Consider the following 24,544-nt stretch of genomic DNA (forward strand, 5'->3'; position numbering starts at 1 on the left):
GCCTTTGAGTGACAGCGGCGCTTGGGGATATAGCTTTCAGATTACTACGCCCCAGACAACAGCCTGTCCATCCGTAACCGTTATGATGAAGTGATGTTCCTAAGCATATACAGGCACACGATGTAACTCTCTTTTTATTAAGTATGTTCGTTTAAACGAACCGGGAGGGATGCATCCTGTGCCTTCTTGTGCAAAAAATACGGCAAGCTGTCACATTGCGAGGTGTCTCCTTCGTAAAACACTTTAAAAGGGGTGGGGACTTGGAAGACACAGATCTTCGCCAGATTATAAGCGACATTCTGAGTGGTGATACCACGCAGTTTGAGAGAATCATGCATAAGTATCAGAGACCGATCTTCCTCTACTGTTATCATATGCTAAACAACTATGCGGAAGCCGAGGATTGCGGACAGGAGGTCTTCCTCAAGGCCTTCAAGCATATGAAAAGGTATGACCCGGAGAAATCGTTCGAGGCCTGGTTGTACACCATTGCATACAATCAGTGTATTGATGTGCTGCGCAAACGCCGGCTCGTCAAGTATCTGCCTTTCCTATATCATTCCACCAGGGAGTATAGCCCGATAGATCAGAGAATTGAGGATATTTATTTTGATGAGCAGGTGCTTCAGGCTATGAATAAACTGTCGCCGGAGGAGCGCAGTCTGCTTATTTTGCGATGTGTGGAGGACAAGACCTATGAGGAGATCAGCACGATTCTCCAGCGAAACAACGCTTATCTGCGTAAGAAATATGAACGAACAGTCGGCAAATTCCGAAAGCACTATTATCCAGTGAAGGGAGCTAGCCACAATGAAGCCAAGCAGCAATCAGGATCTTCGAAACCTATTTAATAAGGCAGAGCCGCCCCATGCAGACCTGTCTGGGCCTGTAATGAAAAAGCTACAAGGTGAACAACCTCAGATGAAAAGCTCCGATCGCCCCCACCTGAAATACAAGGTTAGTGTGATTATAATGGTCTGCATGCTGCTCAGCATTTCTACAGGCTTCGCAGCCGTTCATCTCTACTCACTGACCAACAACAAGGGTAAGACCGTTTATGAAGAAAAGATCTTCGAGCCATCCATTCTGGAGAAGAAGGATCCTCAAGAAGAATTACGTGATCGAGAGGCTACTAAACTTAGCTACAAGCTGCTGAAGCCCGGTGAATCTGCTGCTCTATACATTGCCGCAAACAATCCTCACCAAATGCTGAACCTAGTCACTGGTCCAGGACTAGGCTTCAAAGATGCACACGCTCTGACAGAGGAGTTGAAGAATCAGGAGATCAAGCTCACGAACAGCATACGCACGAGTAGGCAGGTCTATTCCTTTGATCGCGCTAATCTGAGCTACCACACCCCGAAACCGCTGACAGCCGAAGATGAGACATCACTGACCGAGGAGCTCAAGCGGCAAGCCACGGAATCTGATGTTGGATATGCCATGGCCCCCCTTGAGACCCTCAAGGATAACTGGAACATGTATATCAGCTACAAGAGCTCAGACGGTCAGATCGTGATACAGCCCTGGAAAAGAAAGGAGAAGTTAACGATCCACTTCAATGAGAACCATGTAGACGCGAAGGAGGAAATGAAGATATCCGGGGTAGATGTACTGTACAAGGAAGCGAATAAACGCAGCAGCAACAGATCCATTCAATTCATTTATAATATCCCGAATAGCGATTATCATATTAATTACTATATAGAAGCTACTAGAAAGATCACTAAGGCAGAGCTGATCGAGATCGCCAAGAGCTTTTTGGAATAAACTTCTGTCGAACCCGAAGCCCTTAAGTCAAGCAGCGAATAGGCCCGCACTACTGGATGATACCAGCTGTGCGGGCCTATCTTATGTTCCTCGGGTTCTATTGATGTATTTTAAAAATCGGGCTTGGAGTTTGAAGGTCATGATTATATTGCCGGAGGCAACTTCTAGCATCCTAAGCTAGACGGATCTGGTATCCAACAAGATTGATTGTGCAGATTAAAAAGGGAAAACTCATTAAAGACTATCAGAATTCGATGATTCAAGTTAAACTACACATTAGCACAGATCAACGAGGCAGCTAAGCCGTGAAAAATGAAATCCTTGCTTTAACTTCACTTCAACTTCAACTTTAGCTTCTCTATTCGGAAGATCATCTCATTAAAAGTCGCTAGCGATCATCCAACAAACGAGAAACAGGAGATTAATCATGTCATCACGTACTCAACAACAACATTCCATCTATTCTGAGGAAGAACAATTGCCGCAGCAAACATCCAAAAATATGGGGATATTGCTCGCTGGAATTATCATTATCGCTGCGACCATGCGATCACCTATTACAGCTACTGGTCCTGTAATTGAATGGATCCGATTAGATACCGGGATTGGTCACACCATGGCAGGGCTTCTGACCTCCTTGCCCCTGATTGCTTTTGCTGCGGTGTCTCCTTTCGCTCCACGCCTTGCCAAACGTTTTGGGCTTGAGACATCCTTACTGCTTGCTGTCATTATCGTTACAGCTGGGATTACGATGCGCTCGCTTCCCTCCGTCGTCGCACTATATGCAGGAACAGCTATACTTGGATGCGGGATTGCTCTCAGTAACGTACTCTTACCCAGTTTAATCAAACGGGATTTCCCGCTGCGTGTCGGCATAGTCACCGGGCTTTATTCTGTTTCAATGAATATCTTTGCCTCGATATCCTCAGGAATAAGCGTACCTGTGGCAACAGCCTCTTCACTTGGCTGGCGGGCGTCATTAGGGATGTGGGCTATCCTGTCGATAGGGGCTATACTCTTATGGCTCAAACAGGCGGGAGAAGGGCGCAAACGGATGTTATATGTCACCTCCCAAAGCGAGACTGCACCTACACGTCTATTGACATCTTCCCTTGCATGGTTCGTAACACTGTTTATGGGGATACAGTCATTCATTTTCTACACAACGATCACTTGGCTTCCAGGAATTCTAGCGAATCAAGGCTTCAGTTCTGCGTCGGCTGGCTGGATGCTCTCTCTCATGCAAATGATCAGCGTCCCAGCTACCTTTATCGTACCCATCCTGGCCGGCAGAACGCGAGATCAACGACTGCTGACTACAATAACCAGTATGTGTCTCATTACGGGATATGCCTTGCTGTTCACTACTGCCCCTGCGCTCGTTACGATCGGTGTGGCTCTTGCCGGGATTGGTGCGGGTGCTTCATTTGCTCTAGTTACGATGTTCTTCGTTCTTCGCACCAATCATGCAAGAGAGGCCGCAAATCTATCGGGGATGGCCCAATCTTTCGGTTATCTGTTAGCAGCTGGAGGACCTATGTTGTTTGGCTTGTTGCACGACTGGACTCAAGGATGGACACTTCCGTTACTCATCCAAATTTCTCTGGCGGTGGCATTACTCATAACAGGAATCCAGGCAGGTAAAGATCGAACCATTTCTTAGTTTTATAAAAAAAGATCATCAGGAGATCGGATATCTATCCTTCCCTGCAAGCAAATAATGAGAAACGGCCTTATCCTGTACATGCACAGGGTAAGGCCGTTTCTCATATCCAGCTTTCGTCCAGTCATCGGCTTCATGCCGGACAGGGACGAAGCACTACTTTTCCCAAACCACAGCTTGGAATTGTGCTCTTATCACACGACATATAACATTACATTGTGCCCCTAAAGGGATACCTTGTTTACTTCACCTTTACCTTCATTGTATTCGTGCTTGTCACGCCGGCATCGTTATTCAGCTCAGCCCGGTACGTATACGTACCAGAGGATTTACCTTTCACTGTGGTCACAGCGTATTGTGACATGGGTGTAACAGCTGTAAGGGACTGCGTATCAATCAGCTCATCATTCTCATAGAGACGATACTCGGTAGCATTGGTACCCCACCACATGTTCATCATGACTTTATAGTCACCGTCTCCATCCCAATTATCGTGAGAGAGCACCGCTTGGCCAGGCAACGCATCCGTTACCCGTACAGTCAATGTCTGACTGCGTGTTACACCCTTATCATTGGCAAGCTCGGCCACATAAGTATAGGTGCCATTGGTTTTGCCTTTAATTTTCGTTTGAGCAAACTGTGCCCATGGCGCATTATACGTTAATTTTTGCGAATCAACCAAAACGCCATCCTCATACAACTTGTAGCTGGTCGCATTCTCACCCCACCACATGTTCATGGACACGGTATAGTCGCCCCCTAACAGACCGTTAACAAAGCCGTTATTATGGGACAATGTAGGTGTTCCAGGTGCTTTGGTTGCCGGGGTTTCCGGTTCCGTCTGCGCTTGCTCCACTGTAATTACGGTACTAGCCGTACCTGTAAGCCCTTGCTCGTCTTGAACCGTGGTTTCCACAGTATATGTTCCGCCTTCAATACCTTCTAATGGATATTGGAAACTGCCATCGGCCTGAACATTAAACGTCCCTTCTTTCAACGTGGAGCCATCTTCCTTTTTCACCAGGTAGGATGCTTTCAACGCAGCCGTCGGATCAAACTGGATACTCCAGCCCTTGGCTAGTGCAGGGGCAGCACGGAAATACAGATCTTCCACGGTACCGCTGATTACAACCGCATCGTCCGCTTTAAATTGCAATGATTCTGGAGCAGTTACTGCCGGAGCTGTCTTTTTAACTAAAAATGGAGAAGTATCTTCTTTGTAAGTCTTGCCATCTGCCCCAATTGTTGTGATATCGATGGTATACAAGCCATCAGCAAGCTCGATTACTTCTTCCGTAGTGTAATCCGAATACTGTCCATCCCAAGCCAGGGTATATCTTGTATTTGCATTAAAGTTGTAATAATTGCCAAAGATTGAACCGATGTACCCATCTTGGAAATGACCACCCTCAGGTTCGAGGCCGTTATAGATTTCGATCAACGCAAAGGTCATTGGATTATGGAATTCCATCGCAATGTTTACGGTATCCAGTGAACCGTCTGCCTTCAACGGATAGTAGAACGGATTCTTGGTCGTTCCTTTTACAGTCTCAATGTATTTCACTCCACTAGACGTAACATTAAAGTGAGCCACATATGGCAGAGAGAACGTATCGGTTCCATTCGTAATCTCAATATAACCTTGTGCCTCCGTTGCCGCAGTAACACCGCGAGGTACAGTTAACGTCACTGCGATTTCCTCTTCGCCATTCAAGGTGAATGAGGTCTTATCCACTGCAACCGACACTCCAGCTACAGTACGAGTAGGGTTAACGTTTACCGTATATTCGCCACCACTTCCACTCAAAGGCTGAATCTTAATCGTTTTGGTTACTGTTTTCTCATCTGTACTCATGAAGTTTCCATAGTTGATGCTGCCCGTGATGTTCTCTTTCTCAACAACCGAGCCGCTCTCGGTATACCGGGTCACATCCATGACTTTGAGCAAAGCCGCAGGATCAATCGACTTCACTGCCTGGATACGTCCAGCACCCTGATCGAATACGTCGTATTTCGCTGTATCCATAATTTTAGCATTGTTCATTAGAGCTACTTTGACATCAAATGGTGTCCAGTCCGGATGTTTTTCAAGTAACAGTGCAGCCAGTCCCGCTACGTGCGGTGCAGCCATACTTGTACCGCTCTTGCGATCATACGCTTGCGCATAATCGGCATCCGGTTCATCTTTGCCGTAGGCAGGAATCGTCGACAATATGCTGGAACCCGGTGCAACGACATCCGGTTTAATATCCAAAGTTACTTTCGCGGGCCCACGTGAACTGGAAGAACTCATTTCGTCGCCAGGCGTCTGACTACGCTCAAAATCATTAAAACTTACTTTCATAGATTGACCAGCATCCAATTCAGCCTTAAGCACTTCGCCAATTTCCTTCGACATGCTGAGTGTCGGAATCAGGTCGAAGTTGTCCCCAAGACTAACGCCAATTGGACCAGGAATATTGTTATATACAATAACTGCTACGGCTCCTGCTGCTTTGGCATTCGCAACTTTCTCGACAAATGCAAGTTCACCGCGCTGGATCAGAGCCACTTTACCCGTGAAATCCTTACCTTCAAAATCAGCAGGCTTACCTAGAGCTGCATACTCAACATCGTACCGATCTGTAAGAACCGTTTCGGGATCAGCCGCAAGACTCCAGCCCATCACATCGAGACGATATACCGATTCAGTAACAGCAAGTGGTGTCTGCTCCACTTCCGCTGGTATTGCTGGTGCAGTTGTTCCCTCTTCTGTATTAGATGATGCAGATGGTGATGCCGCCTCTGTTGCTTCTGTTTCTTCTGTAACTGTTGCTTCTGTTGCTGGAGCAGTTACTGTAGCATTCTCCGCATCAGGGTCATTACTGCTATTCGTTGCAGGTGGAACCTCTCCCGCTTCATCATCCGATACGATAGCCTCCACTCTATCTTCAGGCTCACTAACCATTGTGACGTCAGGACGCTGCGTTTCAGCTGCATTTCCCAGTTCAGGGATTTGCGAATCATTTTCTGGAGTTGGCTGTTGCTCTGGCGCCGTATCCTCACCTTCTGCACCTATCCAGAAATGGCTGTTCGCCGTAATCACCTGACTAGGACCTGTAGAGTTACCTACAGTAATGGCCATAGCAGATGCACCTGGTGAACCCAGCGTATAACGGTTAGGGCCACTGTTACCACTAGATACAACGGCTGTTACGCCAGATAGCATCGCATTATTTAACGCAACTGAAGTAACATAGCTCGGATCGTTATTCTCGGCACCGAGTGACAAGTTAATAACGTCCATTCCATCCGCTACCGAGCGGTCAATTCCGCCAAGTACCCAAGCGGTCTGTCCGCTTCCATACGGTCCAAGAACACGGTAAGCATAGATATCGGCTTCCGGAGCGATCCCGACAACACCGTAATCTCCTGCTTCGCGAGCAGCCACCGTACCCGAAACATGTGTACCATGTGACGTATAATATGAACTTCCGTTGGAGTTAAACTCAGGCTCGCCTGATGTTTTCCACTCCTGATAGGTGGCTTCATACGGATCATTATCGTTATCTACAAAATCCCACCCGCCCTTGTAAGCTTCACGTAGATTAGGGTGAGTGTAATCAATTCCTGTGTCGATGACGCCCACTTTCACACCTTTACCTTTATAGCCCAAGTCCCACACTTCAGGAGCTCCAATAAATGGTGCTGTATCTTTCATGTACGGATTCACTTCGTCTTTGTCTGGGCCCAGTGTCACTTCAAGGTCTGGGTATACACTGACAACGCCTGGTATTTGAAGCAATTGTCCCAATTGGTTCCCCTTGATCTCAAGAGCTACACCATTAAGAGCATATGCATAATTGTCCAACACTTCGTGTTTAATTTTTTTCTGAGTGAGGCTATGTACAAAGGACTGTTGTTGTTGTTCAACCTGATTCACAGCCTTTGATTCCATAGAGGAGGTGAATGATTTCCCTGAGAGGGTTGATTCGCCTTGCGCTACAGCAACTGGTTTATTGGAAAGTTCAACGATAACCCGTGTACTTTCTCCTCCAAGACCTTTCAAACTGTTATCCAGGAAAGGATCTGCAGCAATTCGAGATTCTCGTTCGGCAAGGATTTCTCGCCATTGTTTGGCTTCCGTACTGTTTAACGTGTTATCCAGCTGAATTACGGAATTAGCAGAAGTTGCTCCAGCCGCGGGCAGGATAAGGGAAAAAACCATAAGGATACTTATTAACATAGATATCAATCGTTTATTCAAGGTTATGCCCTCCTTCTTCGTATGAATACCTCACCAAATGGGATCATGTTGCCTCTCGCACTGCAATACGTTTCGACTAATTCACCGCCAATCTGCATATTGTTTGACCCCCGGTAGATTATTCTACCAAAATATCACATTTTCCTTCTAAATAATTACATTATGATATAAAAATTGCTTATATAGTTCTTAAGAAGGAGGAAAAAGCCACACCTCTCTAAACTGAAGAAAGGCATGGCTTTTCATCTTTTTTGTTTGATCCTACTCAACCTTAGGCTTAAACGCTAACATACGAAGACGCTTGTAATCGGCATAGATCACACCGTTTTTATTCAGCTTTGGACTCACGATCTGGCTAATTTCCACACACCACTCCTCAATCTGCTCCAAGCTAAATCCCCGGAAATAGTCACCGCCAAAATGAGTCAACCAGTCTATAATTCCACGATCACCATCTGCAAGTTTAGTAGGACGGTCATAATGATATGCTTGTCGAACGACAAAACCTCTATCCTCCAGAATGCTGCTGTATTGACCGATCGTTGGAAAATACCACGGATTACGTTCGGAAGCATTGATATTCGTGTGTCGATCCATCACGTCTTCGATCGCTTGTACAATGATCTGCACGTTCCCTTGACCGCCAAATTCGACTACGAATCGCCCTCCCGGCTTCAGTGCATGCCACACACAATCAACCACCTTCCGAGGGTTGCGCATCCAGTGCAGCGCAGCATTCGAAAAAACCGCATCATACAATTGTTCTGTTACAAATTGCTGACCATCCGCTTCCCAGAACTTCAACTCCGGAAACTTTCTCCTTGCCTGTTCAAGCATATCCGGGGATGCATCCATACCCGACACTTCTGCTCCAGATCGGGAAATTTCATGCGTCAAGTCCCCGGTTCCGCAGCCAAGGTCAAGAATGGCTTCGCCTTCAGCAGGTCGAAGCCAGGAGATCAGATCTTTTCCATATTCCGATACAAACGCCAGTTGATTATCGTATTCTTCAGCTTGCCACTGATTGATCGATTTCATCTGCTCCACCGTCGCTTTCACTGTTAATGTATTCATTGTGGCACAGATCGATTTATTACTAAAATACATATAATCTATCCCTTTTATAGGTAAAACCAATTAGAGAGGGATGTTAAGTCTTTAGAATCAAGACTGCGATGTATATGCTAACGAAGCTTATGCATTGACGAACCATTGGGGTTCTCATCCCTAGAACGCAAAAAAAAGCTTCCCGAAGGAAGCTTCTTTCATGACGTCCCAGGAGGGATTCGAACCCCCGACCGACGGCTTAGAAGGCCGTTGCTCTATCCTGCTGAGCTACTGAGACAAATATGTATTATAAAAAAAATCGGAACGTTCTCTATTATACTTCTGTTTTCAATATTTATCAACTGTTTAATAATAATTTAATCATCTATTCACCGATGAGGCCATCCATTTCGCTGAAAGGAATAATTAAATTGAGAGTCGAATAAGTTATTTGGCATACATATTGACGTTCTATGGAAGGGGAGATTGGTTATGAGGCAACTTTTATCATCATTATCGTACTTTAGCATTTTCTTTGCTCCGTTTCTATTTCCTATTATTGTCTGGATTGTAGCAAAAGATGAATATATTGCGGGACACGCAAAACGTGCTCTTTTCACTCATGTATTTCCGTTTATTGCGGCAATTCCACTGCTCTATTTCTTTGTAACAGCTCAAAGTTTAGGATCAGCCATAGGGTTCGTTATCTTGTTCTTTGTTATTTATGGCCTAAGTTTTGTATATAATGTGGTCAAAGGAATTCAAGTTTTGCGTGAATATTACTAACCTGCCGACAGCGGGATATAGGCCATTTTTATCAAAAAACCGCCATGCTATTAAAGTACACCCCTAGACGAGACTTTGGAATAAACTTATGGTTTATTCGATGAACCTCCAGAGGGTGTCCTTCGCATCATAGCGGTTTTTTCTATTCTTTCTTGCTCTTATGTTCTTCTTCTTACCTTCTTACTGAGTTTAATGCAAGATTAGTTATGGGCAAGTTGTTCAACCGTTAATTAACCTTGGCCAATCAAATACCGCTGGAGCGTAGGACGAAGCAATCCGAATGCAAACAGATCACGCTGAAACTGGGCTTTGTCCTCTTCTACTGTGATGCCTTCGCTATTTTCAAATGCCGTTTCTGTTGCATCTTCAAAGGCGGTATGCATGTTGTTGTTATACCAATCGATCGCTCCATCCGAATGATTGCGAACAATCCGTACCACTTGTAATTCATTCCCCGGTTGAGTGGAGGCCACATATACAAGCAATGACGGGTCTCCTGCATTCCCTGGCTGCACTTCAACCTCAGCACAAGATAATCCATCTACTTCAGTCAATCTGCGTATTTTCGCATCCTGAATGGCATACATCGATATCCATCTCCTTCGCTCTATTCATGTACTTTGTTTAATCTGATGCTTGGTCTCCGGTGTACCTAACCGATAAATTTCCCGATATACTTGCTGTAAAACTGCTTCATAAACACGGTTCACATCCTGTTCCGGTGTATCCGGCCAAGGAAAAACCATTCCCGGAAAGGCTTCTTCTTCCTTTTCCTGCATAAGATATAGTAATCCAAGTAAATGCTCAGCTTCCTGAGGAGTCGCCTGAATCACCCATTCATACGATGTAGCAGACGAATCCGTTAAGACGGAGCGTCCCGTGACAGAAACATAATAATTCATCCTGTCCATTCCATAGTCTCTCCTTCACAGAGCTTAAGGCTGATATCCCTAGATGTAGTTTCCGAAGAGGACAGACATTTTATGCCTACATTCGGCATATATTTGTTACGACTTCTGACGAAAAAGACACCATTTGCTAGCTGCTCTCGACACTTAGCAGCATACGGATGAACGACTCGACCAAGAAAGGATGAACAAACCATGTGCGGTATAACCGGCTTCGTACAGTGGAATCGGGATTTGACACAGGAATCGGAGCTGCTAGTCCGGATGACGGATAGCTTATCGAACCGCGGACCCGATGCTTCAGGTACATGGATTTCCAACCCTTGTGCGTTTGGACATCGCCGCCTCAGCGTTATGGATCCGGAGAACGGGGCACAGCCCATGCATGCGTTACAAGGAGACACCTCCTATACCGTTGTGTATAACGGAGAACTATACAATGCACCCGAATTAAAGAAGGAACTGCTCCAGCGCGGGCACCATTTCCGAACGCAATGTGACACAGAAGTACTTCTCGCCTCATATATCGAGTGGGGACCAGCGTGCGTTGAAAAGTTTAACGGTATTTTCGCTTTTGCCATATGGGATGGCGGACGGGAACAGGTCTTCATGGCCCGAGATCGTCTCGGGGTGAAACCTTTGTTTTACAGTAATGAAAAGGATGCCCTCATTTTTGGTTCGGAGCCAAAAGCTCTTCTTCTTCACCCAGATGTAGAGGCTGTAGTAGGACCTGAAGGACTCGCGGAAGTATTTATTGTCGGGCCTGCACGCACACCGGGACATGGGGTGTACTCTTCACTCCTTGAACTGAAACCTGCCCACGCCCTCATTTACAGCCGTAACGGTATAAAAACTTATGCCTATTGGAAGCTGGAGTCCGTGAAACACGAACATAATCTAGAAGAGACATCAGCTGAAGTGCGCCGTCTGTTACAGGACACGCTGGAACGCCAGCTTGCTTCTGATGTTCCTGTATGTTCCCTTCTTTCCGGAGGACTTGACTCCAGTGCTTTATCTGCTCTGGCAGTCGATTATTACAACCGGACGGGGCAAGGTCAGGTTAGCACGTACTCCGTTGATTATGTGGATAATGCCAAACACTTTCAGGCACACGCCTTCCAGCCCGGTGCCGATGGGCCGTGGATTCAACGGATGGTGGATGAGCTTAAAACCGATCACCACTGGATCGAGATTGAAAATGGAGAGCTTGTGCACGCACTGACTCAGGCTATGCTGGTAAGAGATCTGCCTGGCATGGCAGATGTGGATTCATCCTTGTATTTGTTCTGTAAAGAGATCAAAAAAGGAGCCACCGTCGCGATCTCTGGCGAAGCTGCAGATGAGGTATTTGGTGGATATCCTTGGTTTCACCGAGATGATATGTTGAACTCAGGCACGTTCCCTTGGTCTGTCGCCCCTGATATGCGTGCGGGATTGTTATCTCCAGACATTCGTGAGTGGATTAGACCGCTGGACTATCTTGCAGACCGATACTCAGATGCTGTTGCGGAAGTTCCATTATTAGATGGGGAAACAGGAAAAACAGCTCAAATGCGCGTGATGTCGTACTTGAATATCACACGTTTCATGCCTACACTGCTGGACCGCAAAGACCGGATGAGTATGGGGGCTGGCCTGGAAGTACGTGTACCATACTGCGACCATCGTTTAATCCAATATGTATTTAACATTCCCTGGGAAATGAAAATAACAGGTGGAAGAGAGAAAGGTATTCTGCGAAAAGCGCTGGAAGGTGTACTGCCTGACGATGTGTTATATCGCAAAAAAAGCCCATATCCCAAAACACATAATCCACAGTATCTTGCAGCAGTCAAACAGCAAGTGCTTGAAATACTTGATGATCCAACATCACCGATTTTACCGTTAATCGACAAAACGCAGATTCGAAGCCTTGCGTCCTCACCAGATGCCTCCTCGAATCTGCCATGGTTTGGACAATTGATGTCTGGACCTCAGCTGTTTGCTTATTTGACTCAGATCAACAGCTGGCTTCGAACATATAATGTTGCTATCCGATAACTAGCTTCCCTTTTGTCCTTAATTTAATCTATTAAACAAGACTGCCCATACACCGAATCCATGGTGTATGGGCAGTCACTTGTTTTTATAATTGAAGCTCTTTCATACGATTGCGATTAACTCTCCGTAGAGAAGATCAAGAAACTTTAAAACGAGCAACTGACTGTTGCAACATCTCCGCCATAGATGACAGATCATTCGCAGCCGATGCGATCTCCTGCATTGCGGACAACTGCTCTTCCGTTGTGGCACTCACTTCCTCAGTTCCTGCAGCAGCATTCTCGGTTACCTCCATAATTGACTTCATCGAGGCATTAATCTGTTCTACGCCAGCATTCATCTGTTCAATCGAAGCAGATACCTCCTGGGTCTGTCCTGCAACGCTACTCACCGATGTTCGAATCTCTTCGAACGTATATCCTGCTTGATTCACCAATTGAATACCTTCCTGGACTTCAGAGGATACCACACTCATAGAGTGTGCTGCATTTCTCATCCCCGTCTCAATAGAGGATACCAGCGTTACGATTTCTCCTGCTGACTGCGCAGACTGCTCAGACAATTTTCGGACTTCCGTAGCCACAACCTGGAATCCTCTTCCGTGTTCTCCAGCTCTCGCAGCCTCAATAGCCGCATTAAGGGATAGCAGATTCGTTTGCGCAGATATTTCAGAGATTGTATCCACCATTTTTACAATATCCACTGAGTGTTTATTCAGTTCTTTAATTACTCCCTCAAGGCTAGAAACAGTGTTTTGAATGGAGTTCATCTGTCCAACTGCTGAACGAATGGATTCACTTCCGGTGATCGTCTGAGCAGAAGCTTCTGCAGCGTGCTCGGACACAACGGTTGTATTTTCAGCCACTTGCCGAAAACCTGCTGCCAGTTCATTCATCGTTTGTAGCCCTTCGCTGACCATATGAACCTGCGCATCCGTTCCTCCTGCAATCTCCCCCATTGTCGTGGCTACTTGTTCATTGGCAATGACAGTCTGTTCTGTACTTGCAGTCAACTCCTCCGAAGAGGCGGCTACACGCTCTGCGCCGTCACCTACCTGATGAATCAACGTACGCAAATTCGCAGACATCACATTGAATGCCTCAGCCATTTCTCCGATTTCATCCCTGTTTCGTACCTTGAGTGGTTCTCCTGTCAGATCACCTTCAGCAATACGCCCTGCTGCCCGTGCAACCGACTGAACCGGCTTGGAAATTAATCTCCCCATTAGAATGGCAATGGCTAAACCAATAAGAATAGAGACCACGCCTATAATAGTGATCAACCGAAGGACACTCGCTGTCTGAAGATTAGCCGCAACCGTACCTTCATCCATCGCTTTTTGCTGGTGGTTTTCCATGGACTCCACAACTTCCTCAAAACTTTCAATAAGTGGAGGAGCTGTCTCTTCCATGAGCCGGGACACTTCTTCCACTTCCCCCTGCTTCGTCAGTGACATGATATTTTGTGCTAAATCATTATACTCGCTCATCATCTTTTCAGAGTCCGAAATATATTGTTTCATATTGGAACTTGTCACTGTTTTTTTCAAATCATTGCTCAAGTTTATGTAATCTTCATACGCTTGATTGAATTCACCCTCATTTTCCGCCGTAGGTTGCATGATATAGTTCCTCAAGGCAACCTGTTGCGTTTTCAGATCAATCGTCATATTTTTGATTTGCAGTAATTTTTTTGTGCGATCATTAATTAAATCGGTATATGTTCTCTCCAAGCTTACCAATTGAAAATACGAAATGGATGTAACTGCTACCAACAATAGTAGAACAGATGAAAAACCGATAAGCAATTTTTGACTAATAGACAACCTTTTTTTCACGTTAAATCCCTCCTGAGTTCAATGCAAGCAAGTTTTAATTAATTCCTTTCGCATTCAACCCTCCTTTAGTAAGTCCAAAGACCTATTTGGTGGAATGTGTAAAATATATAAACAAATACACCTTTTTGAAACAGGTCTTTACTCCTATCTATACTAACCCAAAACGAACTAAACTTGAATCAATAAAAATCTTAATTTCGAAATAAAAAGAGTCAAGACCCACTTACCGGATTTATAATACTTTTCCTCCCAATCATCCAAACAAAAAAGCACCTTTCAGTATAGCTTGTAAACCAACCTTTCGGTTCGACACAAGCTATTTCTGAAAGATGCATTTATGAATGAATGAAGGCTACTGGGTTTCGCTCCAGCATACCTGTACCAAACGTCTCTCTGAACGGAGAATCCTGCATATGAATATAACCGATATAACATCCGCATTTTTTCATGCGGCATGGTCTGTCTGCTGATAAAGCATGCAAACCGTCCCGGTAGAGATGCCCGATGATCCGTCGATCCTTATAACACCGTTTCACATGTCCCGACCCTTGAACATAGAACACGTCCGAACCCGCAGCACAGTGTTTACCCATACTCTCATAATCGCGCAAATTCCCTTCAAACAACGGGTCGATCCCCTTAAGGAACTCAATTTCTTCCGGAGCGTAATATTGGGGTCGATCTTTGAACGCATTAATCCACATATATACTTCACTCGGCAGGGCTTTTCTCATCGACTCTATAGCTGGAAATGCACTACGCAGTCCAACTGTACCCACACTAAATGACAGTCCCATCTCACGCAAAGTCATACATTGGTTAACAAAGGACGACTCCTTGGTCTCCCGAGGATGGTAGGTCGCCCAAAAAGCGGCTTTATCCACATGCAACTCCCGCGCCCAATCCAGTTTGACAGACAAGTTGGTCTGAATTGCCACCTTGTCCACATGAGCCATATGTGACAACTCAACCATCGCTTCCCGGTACCAGCGCCGCACCAAGGCTTCACCGTAAGGGTTGAAAAAAATAGAGAAACGGTGTCCCTGATCTTCCTGTTCTTTGACCCAGTGTACAAACTGGCGCAGTTGCTGTTCATCTATGCTTAACGTTTCTTTCGAATCGACTGTTTTGCTAAAAGGACAATACGGACAATCGTAGTTACAGGAGGATAACTTCCCCCGATAGTATAAGGTCGCTCTCATGAGAAAACAAACCCTTCCATCTGCTCACGAATTTCGGCAGATATAAGCCAGTCCCCAATGGCATCAGAGTATCCAAGCCCTTCCTCTGTCAGACGCAACATTCGTTCCTCTGCTTGAACATCGAAGTATGCCATTCCTTCTTCCAGCAATTCGTTCAACCACGGGTAGTCAGACATCACTTCTGTTCCAAATCTCTCCTGATAAGCAGACAACATAAGTCCCTCCCGATGCAGCAGTGCTTTTAATATAAAACGACGCCTTTGCTCTTCACGGCTTAACACAATACCATAATCTGCGACGTCATACCGTTCAGCGTTTACATAATCCGCAATGATGCTCTGTGTTGCCTTGTAGGTCACACCGTACTTGGAAGCATAATGTACCTCGCTCGTATAGGAGCGCGCACCACATCCAAGTCCAACCATGCCTTCTTCCTGACAACTGTATGGTAACAGTGCTTTGACAGAAGTTTGTTCCTTAGCGAATCTGCGCATCGAATATTGCGTATATCCTTTGCTTTTCAACAATTCACGTGCCGCTCGGTACAGTTCCATTCGAATATCAGGGCCTTGACGCTGGATGTCTTCAGGCTTCACAATCGTATTCTCGCGCGTGTACAAAGGATAGATAAATACTTCACCCGGATTATAGGCGAGGACACGTTCAAGCGAATAGATCCACGTATCCACAGTTTGACCTGGCAGACCATAGATCAGATCGAGATTTAGTAGTGGAAAATCATGTCGAACCAGCTTTTCCAGTGCTCGCTCTACCTCCTGCGGCTTTTGCGGACGGTAGATGGCCGATGCCTCTGCTTCAATAAAACTCTGTATTCCCATACTGACACGATCCACTCGCCGTTCTTTCAAAATACTCAACTTCCCGTCCGTAACGGTGTCAGGTGAAGTCTCCACCGAAATAGAAGCATGTGAAGGATCTAGTCCCATCGTATGTTCAGCAATGTCAAACAGACGATTCAGCTGTGTCTCATTCAACAATGTCGGTGTTCCCCCACCAATGGCAAACCTCGAATACGGTCTACGCGATGTAATCGGCGCCCACTGCTTCGCTTGACGCTCTAGCGCATTCACATACTGTTCATGGCTATCCTGCCGTTTGTCAGGCAGCGTGAACAGATTGCAAAATCCGCATCGTGCCGCACAAAAAGGGATATGCATATATAAAAAGTAGGTATCTGTATCTTCCTTTTCCCACAGAGATCGCAGCTCAATCGGCGGATTCAGCTCACGATAAGCTGTTTTATGTGGGTAGGAGTATAGATAAGAACGGTAAGGGAATTTTAGCACATCCCGAAGACGTGCTGTTGATCCGGAGCCAGATTTCGGAAGACCTGTTGTTATACGTTCTGTATACTCACTCATCGGCTTCCTCCTTATAATATAAATTCACGGTAAGGTACAGTCCAAACGACGTCGTGTGCGAGGCGGTGACCATGATACCCGTCCTCACCATAAGCGGTGCCATGATCCGAAAAAGCCAGGCAGAATGTTGGACGTTCTCGCGCTCTCATGGCTTCAAACAATGGGCCTAACGCCTTGTCCACATATCGTAATGCTGCGCGCTGCGTCTCCACCGAGTCCTCTCGTGCTCCCTCAACAAAGTAACGATTGGGGCCGTGAATGGCTGAAACGTTCATGAAAAGAAATAGTTTCTCATCAGGGGCCGTCTTGTTCAGCAGCTTCAAGGCATGGTTCACCTGATGCTCTGTCGACCTTGGATTGGTGACCCCAAAATTCATTCGCCAATAACTTTGCTGAAAATAACCAGGCAGCACTTTGGCCAGCGGATTCTTCTTTGTAAAAAAAATGACACCGCCGATGCAAATCGTACGATACCCCTCGGCGGCAAATCCGGAAACGATATCCGGAGTGTCAAACAACCAGGTATGCGGATGCGTTTTAAGTCCGGTATTTCGAGAATGAAATAATCGAATGTGAGATGACTTGTCTGTATTTGCAGGTGTAGGCATGAAACCGCCGAAAAAAGCATGATGTGCAGCATATGTAAAGCTCCCCGGGGTATGCCGTTTCTCCCATGATCCAGAGCCACACAGATTAGGGCAATGCGGCTCCTCCAGCTTGGCAACGTCATATCGCAGCGTATCCAGTGTAATCATTAATATGTTATGGGAGCCCACAATGGTGTTCATATCAGGCATGTCTAACAGGCTCCTTTCGCAAAAGCTCCATTTCCCATTCATAGGGGGTCAACTCTTGATGTTTAACTCGGTATAACAAATCCCCGAACGGATTCACATCCAGCACGTATGCCCGAGGATTCATACCGCTGGTAAGCATTACATCAATGCCTGCCGACCATGAGTCAGGGAACGCCTTCATTGTATCCAGTGCTGCCTGCTGAATCATCGACATCCTTGACTCATCCAGCCCCGCTTCAGCTGGCAGCATCCGCTCATTACGCAGATGAAGATTGGTGATCGGTGTGCGGCTAAGACGCATAACCGAATGACCTGCCTCTCCCGCTGCAATGAGTTGACGAATGTCATACACGCGTTGATGCAACGCTGCTTTGGGCATCCATCGTTCAATCTGTGCACCTTCAGCACAAAGCCAGTCCATCAACGTACGAATCTCAGTATGACGGGTATACGTTCGGAGTTTCCCCTCGTTATAAAAAACAGTTCGTCCCTGGGAGGTCTCCATACCCACGGTTGTCACGGCTATCTCCTCGCCTGTCCGTGGATTAACCTGATAAGCGACAATGCCCGAGGCAGCCGAGCCATAAGCAAGTTTGACAAATACCCGATGCATTCGCGAGACATTCATCGCTGAACGCAAAATCTCCCAGCAGTCAACAGGTTCAGACGACGGCAATATGGGCGGTACCTGTATCCCACGTTGTGCCAGATGCAACTGACATAATCTTTTATCAAACATCACGGCAATCTCAGCAGGATCATTCCAGAAGAGAACGTCGGGCCATACTGTACGCGCTTCACGTCCAATCCGTACAAGGAACTTTTTCCAACCTCGAAACCATTGGGCAGGTGCATAGATCCTCCCCCACTGCTGTTCCAATGTGAGAGCTGCCTCAGCAGAGTACATCTCAGAACCTACCTTTTGCGATTCAGCTGATAGATCATTGGGCATGAACAGCGTTGATCCGTTGAGATTCAATGCTGTATTCCCCGCTGCGTCATGGTAGTCTGCTGCTCCGAGATATAACAGTTCTCGTTCAACATTCCAATCTTCCCCTGGAGCATCGATCCGAATAAGCAGATTCTGTAGGTTTAACTTCACAATATCAGCCAGAGTGCCTCCCTGTCTCCAGGTACGGAGCAGCTTCTCATATGGCAACACAATTGCAGGTCTCATGCCCATTCGTTTTCTAGCTTCTTGCAGCCCTGTCGTTCGTCGATTCCCCGGATTCCCAATTAACAACAATGGCTGTTCATCCAACATCGGTTATTCCGTCAACATTGGAAAACGCCAGTCGTCTTCATCACTTTCCTGCTGGTCACTAATATCCACAGATAGACCTGACTGCTTCCAGCGCTGCATCATTTTGTCCGTCATGTAGTGATAGCTCAGGTTCAGATGTTTTAACTTTTTAACTTTGTCGCTTGTTAGTAACGCCTCCGCGCCCTCATCGGATAATGTGCCTTCCGAGAGATCCAACACTTGAATTTGATCCAGGATGGGTGCATCGGCAACTGCCTTTGCAATCTCATCTTGAATTTCGCTGTTTTTCAAACCTAAATACTCCAATTTAGGGAAGCGCCCTTTTTCAAGCAAAGGCAACACGTCTTCCAAAGCACCATCGAATCCGTAATCTTCAACACCCAGATACAGTTCGAGCTTGCGCAATTCAGGCAACTTAGCGGTGGCAATGGAAGACAACACGTCCTTAGGCAAGCCACCACAGATGATAATCAATTCTTCCAGCTTGCTGTGCTGAAGTGGTTCGATTTCCAATCCGCTACTCCCTTTGATCACGAACGAGGTCAGATTAGGGAATGCTTGCAGAATTGGTGCGAGATTCGTCTGAATAATCCAGGAAACTTCACATTCTTCGGACTCCATGTCTCCGATAAAAAGTTGTTTCAACGCCGGGAAACTTGGAGCCAGTTTGATCAATGTATCCTTGAACTCCTGCGGAGAATTTTCATAGGCTTGTCCCCAATCTCCAATGATCAGACTTTCCAGCTCTGCCGCTTCTGGCTTCGCTGCCAAATCTTGAAGGAGTGCCTCCATTCGAATCCCTTCTTCATAGTCATCGTACGATACAACCAGCTTCACTTCTTGCATGCATATCCCTCCTGTATAAGGTTCAATCATCAATTCACTAATTTGAATGTTAACCGATACTCAGCATAACTTGCAACATCTTCCAACCCTAGTCCCAAAGCCCTTCCTAATCGTGCAAACCACCTCTTCATCTACATAGGAAAAAGAACATACGTTCCTATTATTAAATGCCATATACATGAATATTAAATAGGTACATCGAAGGAACTCACACGCAGAACTCATAACGCATATAAAAAGACGCTAACGGAATGGTATCCTCTTCCACAGGAATGAATACCGCATTTCCATTAACGTCCTATATGCCTTAGCTGTCCCTCTTGTTTGCTTCACACGATAAGGTCAAGAATTGATACTCAGATGAGCTTATACCGATATGCTAATCTTAATTTTCTATCCTTTTAAACGGGAAACAAGCGCTCGCAGCGCATGCCCCCGATGACTGATGGCCTGCTTTTGTTCTAGCGTAAGTTCAGCCATTGTCTTCTCGTATTCCGGCACATAAAAGAGAGGGTCGTATCCGAAGCCGCCTTCACCCGCCGCATCAGCTGTAATCCAGCCCTCAGCCGCACCTTCAACCTCATACTTGTCTCCACTTGCCGGATCATACAGTACCAATGCACAGACAAACTTTGCCGGACTGAGCAGTGGCTGTTGGGAATCCTCACCGGATTTGAGCGCTGAAAGTGCATCTAGCAGCTTCGCATTGTTCTGTGCGTCGGTTGCCCCTTCACCTGCGTATCTTGCGGAATAAACTCCCGGCTCACCATTCAGCAACTCCACACAAAGTCCTGAATCATCTGCCAGAACAGGAAGCCCGAGGGCATCACCAACAACTTTTGCTTTTTTCCATGCATTCTCGGCAAAGGTCACGCCGTCTTCTACGACATCCGGGAGCTCCGGATAGTCGAACATGCTTTTGACCTCTTTTCCCAGTGGAGCAAAGGCATGAGCGAATTCCCGTACTTTCCCCGCATTCCGGGTAGCGACAATGATAACTGGACTATCCAGACTCATGTTACGCCTCACCCAATCCGCGCGAGCCTATTTTGAGTGCAATCGGTCCGAGAACTTCTTTTTGGCGCTCGATCATTTGCAAAATCCCCTGCTCACCAAGCTCCAGCATCGCGTTCAATTCACGGCGGTCGAATGGCGCTTCTTCACCTGTTCCCTGAAGCTCTACATATTTGCCGCTACCGGTCATCACCAGATTCATGTCCACCTTCGCTTTGGAGTCCTCATCATAGTTCAGATCCAGCACCGGCTGTTCTCCCACAACGCCTACACTTACGGAAGCAAGGAAGTCTGTAATCGGGAACACCTGCAGCTTGTGTTGCTGGGCAATCTTGTTCACTGCGAGTGCCAGAGCAACAAATGAACCCGTAATGGAGGTTGTACGTGTGCCCCCATCTGCCTGAATGACATCACAGTCCAGCGTAATCGTACGCTCACCAAGCGCCTGCAGATTCACGACCGAACGTAGAGCACGGCCGATCAGTCGCTGGATCTCCATCGTACGGCCGGTCAACTTACCCCGATTCGCTTCACGCTGGTTCCGAGTATGCGTCGCCCGAGGAAGCATAGAGTATTCCGCTGTAACCCAACCTTTGCCTTGTCCTTTCATGAAAGGTGGTACACGTTCCTCCACCGTAGCCGTACAAATTACCTTTGTATCACCGACTTCAATCAATACAGAGCCCTCGGCGTATTTATTCGTGTTAATTGTTAAATTCATCGGGCGCAGCTGCTCGCTAGTTCGTCCGTTAGATCTCATATTTTCTGCCTCCTACGACTTAAGCATCCTGTAATGTTGAACTTGTTCACTCATGCAACAATCAAGCAACAATCTTTTATATTTTACCAAAGAGTTTCCTGAAAAGCACCCTCAGGTCTCTTCGATTCTCCATCAGATTGGAATTTCATTAATATACTCCGGCTTGGACACTGGTGCGCTGTAATCGCGGTTATCATCACCTTTGACCGTTTTCTGTCCATTCCATTCAATCTGCACCTTGGCATCTTGACCCGGTGTATTCTCCGCAGTTGTCAGAACAACGGACTGCAACAATTCACTAGGTACAATATCCCCTTCTGTAAACATGTCATCCTTCAATGCAACCGTCACTGTTCCATCCTTAGATGTTTTAACAGACTGCAATTCCGTTCCACCTGTCATCACTTCTTCCAGCTCGCCATCTTTAGCCGGGCCTTTGATTAACTCATGTAATGCCGCCTGAACACGGTCTTCACCTGGCGTTACAAGTCGTGTTACGGGAACATAGTACTGTACACCAGCAGGGGATGCGGCTGAAAAATAAACCGTTACTGGGCTACTGTTCGTGGTAAAGGATTCGCCCAGATCCAGATTAATACCTACCGCACGATTCAGCGGTTCGGGCAGAGGAGTACTGTTCACAGGCATTTGGCTTAACTTTTTGCCATCGACCCAGATCTGTACATTTTTGACGTCTGGTGTACCTGTCAATGTCCACGTCACCGCTTCCAGCATTTTACGCTCATCTTTGGCATCATATTTGGCAAAGTTACCCGTGAACTCAACAACAGCCAGCTTATCGTCTGCGTGTATCGTTACATTCTGCACAATCGTACCTTGTGGCAATACACCCTTAAAACCTTCAGGTAACATTCCAGCATAGGCTCCGCCTGTTACTAACGTATCCAAAGCGGTCTTGGGGCTGCTTACATCCGTTCCAGACGGAAGTGTTAGCGAAACTGGGGCAAGCATTCCCTGTTGGTCTTGCAGATATACGGTTGTGAGTGGAAGAGATGGAAGCTTTCCATTACCTTCGGCCGCTTGAATCATAGCGGCTTCCTGGATACGTGGCGGCGGATCAATAGCTTCTGAAGATTGGGCACCAAACATACCGCAACCAGTCAGAACGACAGGAATACTCAATAAAGCGGCGGCTGATGCCTTACGTAAAGATGGAATCTTTCTCATGATCACGTTCCCCCTCATCATTTTTACAGTTTGTACTACCATGTATACGAGCCTTTGATCAAAAAATAACTACTTTTTACACAAGCCTTTACTGGAGTAGACCTGTTCATAGGTTACAAACATAAAAGCAACGCAATTGGGTTAATGACGTATGTAGGTAATAAACGCATTGCTATATAAATTGAACGATTTTTTTACACGTTAACGGAGAGGACAGAAAAACCTGGGGATAACAGCGATTGGAAGGTTATTCTGTCATCGGAGTGTTCCCGTGTAAATCTCTTCGTTCAATTTATATTAACATCAGAGGAGGAATCGCCCATGGAACATCTGGAGCAAGAGAAAATCCCTTATAGTCTGAATAGCCGCAAAGTTGCGGAAGCCACGAGGGAATGGTTGCATAAACGGGGCGTGACGATCCCTGAGATCGCAGAACTGGTTATGCTTCTGCAGAAAAAGTATTATCCTGGACTGACAATGGAGGAATGCATCGAAAATGTCGAGATGGTTCTGAAAAAACGCGAAGTGCAGAATGCTGTCCTGACCGGCATTCAGCTTGATCTGTTAGCAGAAAAGGGACAATTGCTCTCTCCCCTGCAAGAGATGATTGAAAATGATGAAGGTTTGTATGGCGTGGACGAAATTCTGGCCTTTTCGATTGTGAATGTATATGGCAGCATCGGATTCACGAATTATGGATATGTGGACAAGCTGAAACCCGGGGTACTCGAACGGTTAAATGACAAAAGCCATGGACCTGTGCACACATTCCTTGATGATATTGTAGGTGCTATCGCATCTGCTGCCAGCAGCCGAATTGCCCACCGCAAGCAGTCCGAGCTGGAAGAGGCGATGGGAGAGAAGCCTGTCAGTGACGATAAAATGTAGTGATGTTGATTTTGTGAAGTTCGTTTACTATTAAAAGATCAACATAAGTTCCTCTACTATACACATCAGTAAACTCAACACAAAAGCTTGCCCACAACTGGGACAAGCTTTTTCCTATTCTTCAATAGGTTTAACTTCAATCAACCTCAATGAAGACTACAATTACATGTTGTTGACGTTCAGATCTATATTGATTAAAGGTGACAGTGGCATCGCTACAAAAATGTATAGGATCTCTTTTCTATCCTTAAGGACTTAGAAAATCTATAACAACTTCCCTGCTACTCGTAACGTTTCTATATCAAGAAATGAATGGCAAATATTTAAATCAGTAAAGTGGAGTTGAGAATCACATTAAAAAGTTTATCATTACTATATTTACGATCTATCTTCTTTGTCTGCTTAATTTTGTGGTAGTAAAATTTTTTGGAAGTTTCGAGGCTGTTCAAAAGAGAATGGAGGATGTACTTCTGCAAAGAGAATTGTATGGTATATGGAACATTTCACTAGAACCATTCCAGTCCATTACTGCATCGGTTTCTTCTTACATTCGTGATCCAGGTTTCGGGGTAATCACTCTATTTTTAATTGGAAACATATTGATATTTGTACCATTAGGCTTTTTATTACCCTTACTATTAAAAAAACCTTCTTACATTAAAACCATGCTCATTTCATTGGGCGTCATTGTTAGTATTGAAACATTGCAGTTGGTGACTTGCCTTGGTATTGCAGATGTAGACGATGTGCTCTCTAACATGATAGGTAGCACAATAGGGTATGCTGCTTATTATTTTATAGAAAAAAACATGATTATAAATAAATACAATAAGCGAATCAAGCCAAGAATTCCCTCGGTGTGATTCGCTTCTTTTTTTAGCATACCGATGCCTACTAAAAAGAGAA

At 45.8% G+C, this 24,544-nt stretch carries 20 protein-coding genes and 1 tRNA gene; 7 read left to right on the plus strand and 14 right to left on the minus strand.

Going from position 1 to position 24,544, the window contains the following annotated elements:
• Window positions 1-260: 260 nt before the first annotated feature.
• The 3 genes from PQG66_RS18455 to PQG66_RS18465 all read left to right on the plus strand — a co-directional run bounded on the left by PQG66_RS18455 (window position 261) and on the right by PQG66_RS18465 (window position 3,433).
• The gene (locus PQG66_RS18455) at window positions 261-851 is read left to right on the plus strand and encodes an RNA polymerase sigma factor (protein WP_272039266.1); all 591 of its coding nucleotides are present in this window, start codon (window positions 261-263) and stop codon (window positions 849-851) included.
• The gene (locus PQG66_RS18460; protein WP_272039267.1) at window positions 811-1,770 is read left to right on the plus strand and encodes a hypothetical protein; all 960 of its coding nucleotides are present in this window, start codon (window positions 811-813) and stop codon (window positions 1,768-1,770) included. The genes PQG66_RS18455 and PQG66_RS18460 overlap by 41 nt, the downstream gene beginning before the upstream one ends.
• A 427-nt stretch (window positions 1,771-2,197) precedes the next feature.
• Complete coding sequence (locus tag PQG66_RS18465) at window positions 2,198-3,433, plus strand: CynX/NimT family MFS transporter (protein WP_272039268.1); 1,236 nt, start codon at window positions 2,198-2,200, stop codon at window positions 3,431-3,433.
• Between the two features lie 241 nt (window positions 3,434-3,674).
• Here PQG66_RS18465 and PQG66_RS18470 read toward each other — a convergent pair whose 3' ends face one another.
• From PQG66_RS18470 to PQG66_RS18480, 3 genes are all read right to left on the minus strand, one after another.
• Window positions 3,675-7,679, minus strand: coding sequence for a S8 family serine peptidase (locus tag PQG66_RS18470; RefSeq protein WP_272039269.1), 4,005 nt, complete (start codon window positions 7,677-7,679; stop codon window positions 3,675-3,677).
• 261 nt (window positions 7,680-7,940) lie between these two features.
• Complete coding sequence (locus PQG66_RS18475) at window positions 7,941-8,753, minus strand: class I SAM-dependent methyltransferase (protein ID WP_272039270.1); 813 nt, start codon at window positions 8,751-8,753, stop codon at window positions 7,941-7,943.
• Window positions 8,754-8,950: 197 nt separating this feature from the next.
• Window positions 8,951-9,024, minus strand: a tRNA-Arg gene (locus PQG66_RS18480).
• Window positions 9,025-9,218: 194 nt separating this feature from the next.
• Here PQG66_RS18480 and PQG66_RS18485 point away from each other — a divergent pair.
• Entirely contained in the window at window positions 9,219-9,512 is a 294-nt protein-coding gene (locus PQG66_RS18485) for a DUF4870 domain-containing protein (RefSeq protein ID WP_272039271.1), read from the plus strand.
• Window positions 9,513-9,742: 230 nt separating this feature from the next.
• Here PQG66_RS18485 and PQG66_RS18490 read toward each other — a convergent pair whose 3' ends face one another.
• The gene (locus tag PQG66_RS18490; RefSeq protein ID WP_272039272.1) at window positions 9,743-10,099 is read right to left on the minus strand and encodes a hypothetical protein; all 357 of its coding nucleotides are present in this window, start codon (window positions 10,097-10,099) and stop codon (window positions 9,743-9,745) included.
• Window positions 10,100-10,123: 24 nt separating this feature from the next.
• Complete coding sequence (locus PQG66_RS18495; protein WP_272039273.1) at window positions 10,124-10,423, minus strand: hypothetical protein; 300 nt, start codon at window positions 10,421-10,423, stop codon at window positions 10,124-10,126.
• Between the two features lie 192 nt (window positions 10,424-10,615).
• On the opposite strand from PQG66_RS18495, the gene asnB reads away from it, so the two are divergent.
• Window positions 10,616-12,460 (plus strand): asparagine synthase (glutamine-hydrolyzing), encoded by a 1,845-nt coding sequence (asnB, locus tag PQG66_RS18500; RefSeq protein WP_272039274.1) that lies wholly within the window; start codon window positions 10,616-10,618, stop codon window positions 12,458-12,460.
• 136 nt (window positions 12,461-12,596) lie between these two features.
• Here the strand turns inward: asnB and PQG66_RS18505 are convergent, their stop codons facing one another.
• The 9 genes from PQG66_RS18505 to PQG66_RS18545 form a co-directional block, all read right to left on the minus strand.
• Window positions 12,597-14,297, minus strand: a complete 1,701-nt coding sequence (locus PQG66_RS18505; RefSeq protein WP_272039275.1) for a methyl-accepting chemotaxis protein — start codon at window positions 14,295-14,297, stop codon at window positions 12,597-12,599.
• Between the two features lie 335 nt (window positions 14,298-14,632).
• Window positions 14,633-15,499 (minus strand): STM4011 family radical SAM protein, encoded by an 867-nt coding sequence (locus PQG66_RS18510; RefSeq protein ID WP_272039276.1) that lies wholly within the window; start codon window positions 15,497-15,499, stop codon window positions 14,633-14,635.
• Entirely contained in the window at window positions 15,496-16,881 is a 1,386-nt protein-coding gene (locus PQG66_RS18515; RefSeq protein ID WP_272039277.1) for an STM4012 family radical SAM protein, read from the minus strand. Before PQG66_RS18515 ends, PQG66_RS18510 begins: the two co-directional genes overlap by 4 nt.
• An 11-nt stretch (window positions 16,882-16,892) precedes the next feature.
• Window positions 16,893-17,678 (minus strand): STM4013/SEN3800 family hydrolase, encoded by a 786-nt coding sequence (locus PQG66_RS18520; RefSeq protein WP_272039278.1) that lies wholly within the window; start codon window positions 17,676-17,678, stop codon window positions 16,893-16,895.
• Entirely contained in the window at window positions 17,671-18,942 is a 1,272-nt protein-coding gene (locus PQG66_RS18525) for an STM4014 family protein (RefSeq protein ID WP_272039279.1), read from the minus strand. Before PQG66_RS18525 ends, PQG66_RS18520 begins: the two co-directional genes overlap by 8 nt.
• Window positions 18,943-18,945: 3 nt before the next feature.
• Window positions 18,946-19,788: an STM4015 family protein gene (locus tag PQG66_RS18530; protein ID WP_272039280.1), complete on the minus strand. Its 843-nt coding sequence runs from the start codon at window positions 19,786-19,788 to the stop codon at window positions 18,946-18,948.
• A gap of 393 nt (window positions 19,789-20,181) precedes the next feature.
• On the minus strand, window positions 20,182-20,805 hold the full coding sequence (locus PQG66_RS18535; RefSeq protein WP_272039281.1) for an XTP/dITP diphosphatase: 624 nt from the start codon (window positions 20,803-20,805) through the stop codon (window positions 20,182-20,184).
• A gap of 1 nt (window position 20,806) precedes the next feature.
• Window positions 20,807-21,562 carry a ribonuclease PH gene (rph, locus tag PQG66_RS18540; RefSeq protein WP_272039282.1) on the minus strand — a complete coding sequence of 252 codons (756 nt, stop codon included), beginning with the start codon at window positions 21,560-21,562 and terminating at the stop codon, window positions 20,807-20,809.
• A gap of 132 nt (window positions 21,563-21,694) precedes the next feature.
• On the minus strand, window positions 21,695-22,750 hold the full coding sequence (locus tag PQG66_RS18545) for a GerMN domain-containing protein (protein ID WP_272039283.1): 1,056 nt from the start codon (window positions 22,748-22,750) through the stop codon (window positions 21,695-21,697).
• Window positions 22,751-23,071: 321 nt separating this feature from the next.
• On the opposite strand from PQG66_RS18545, the gene PQG66_RS18550 reads away from it, so the two are divergent.
• Complete coding sequence (locus tag PQG66_RS18550) at window positions 23,072-23,638, plus strand: phosphatidylglycerophosphatase A family protein (protein WP_442955128.1); 567 nt, start codon at window positions 23,072-23,074, stop codon at window positions 23,636-23,638.
• 383 nt (window positions 23,639-24,021) lie between these two features.
• Window positions 24,022-24,501, plus strand: coding sequence for a VanZ family protein (locus tag PQG66_RS18555; RefSeq protein ID WP_272039502.1), 480 nt, complete (start codon window positions 24,022-24,024; stop codon window positions 24,499-24,501).
• Window positions 24,502-24,544 lie beyond the last annotated feature (43 nt).

The sequence above is a fragment of the Paenibacillus sp. JJ-100 genome (genome assembly GCF_948329825.1).
Taxonomy (GTDB): domain Bacteria; phylum Bacillota; class Bacilli; order Paenibacillales; family Paenibacillaceae; genus Paenibacillus.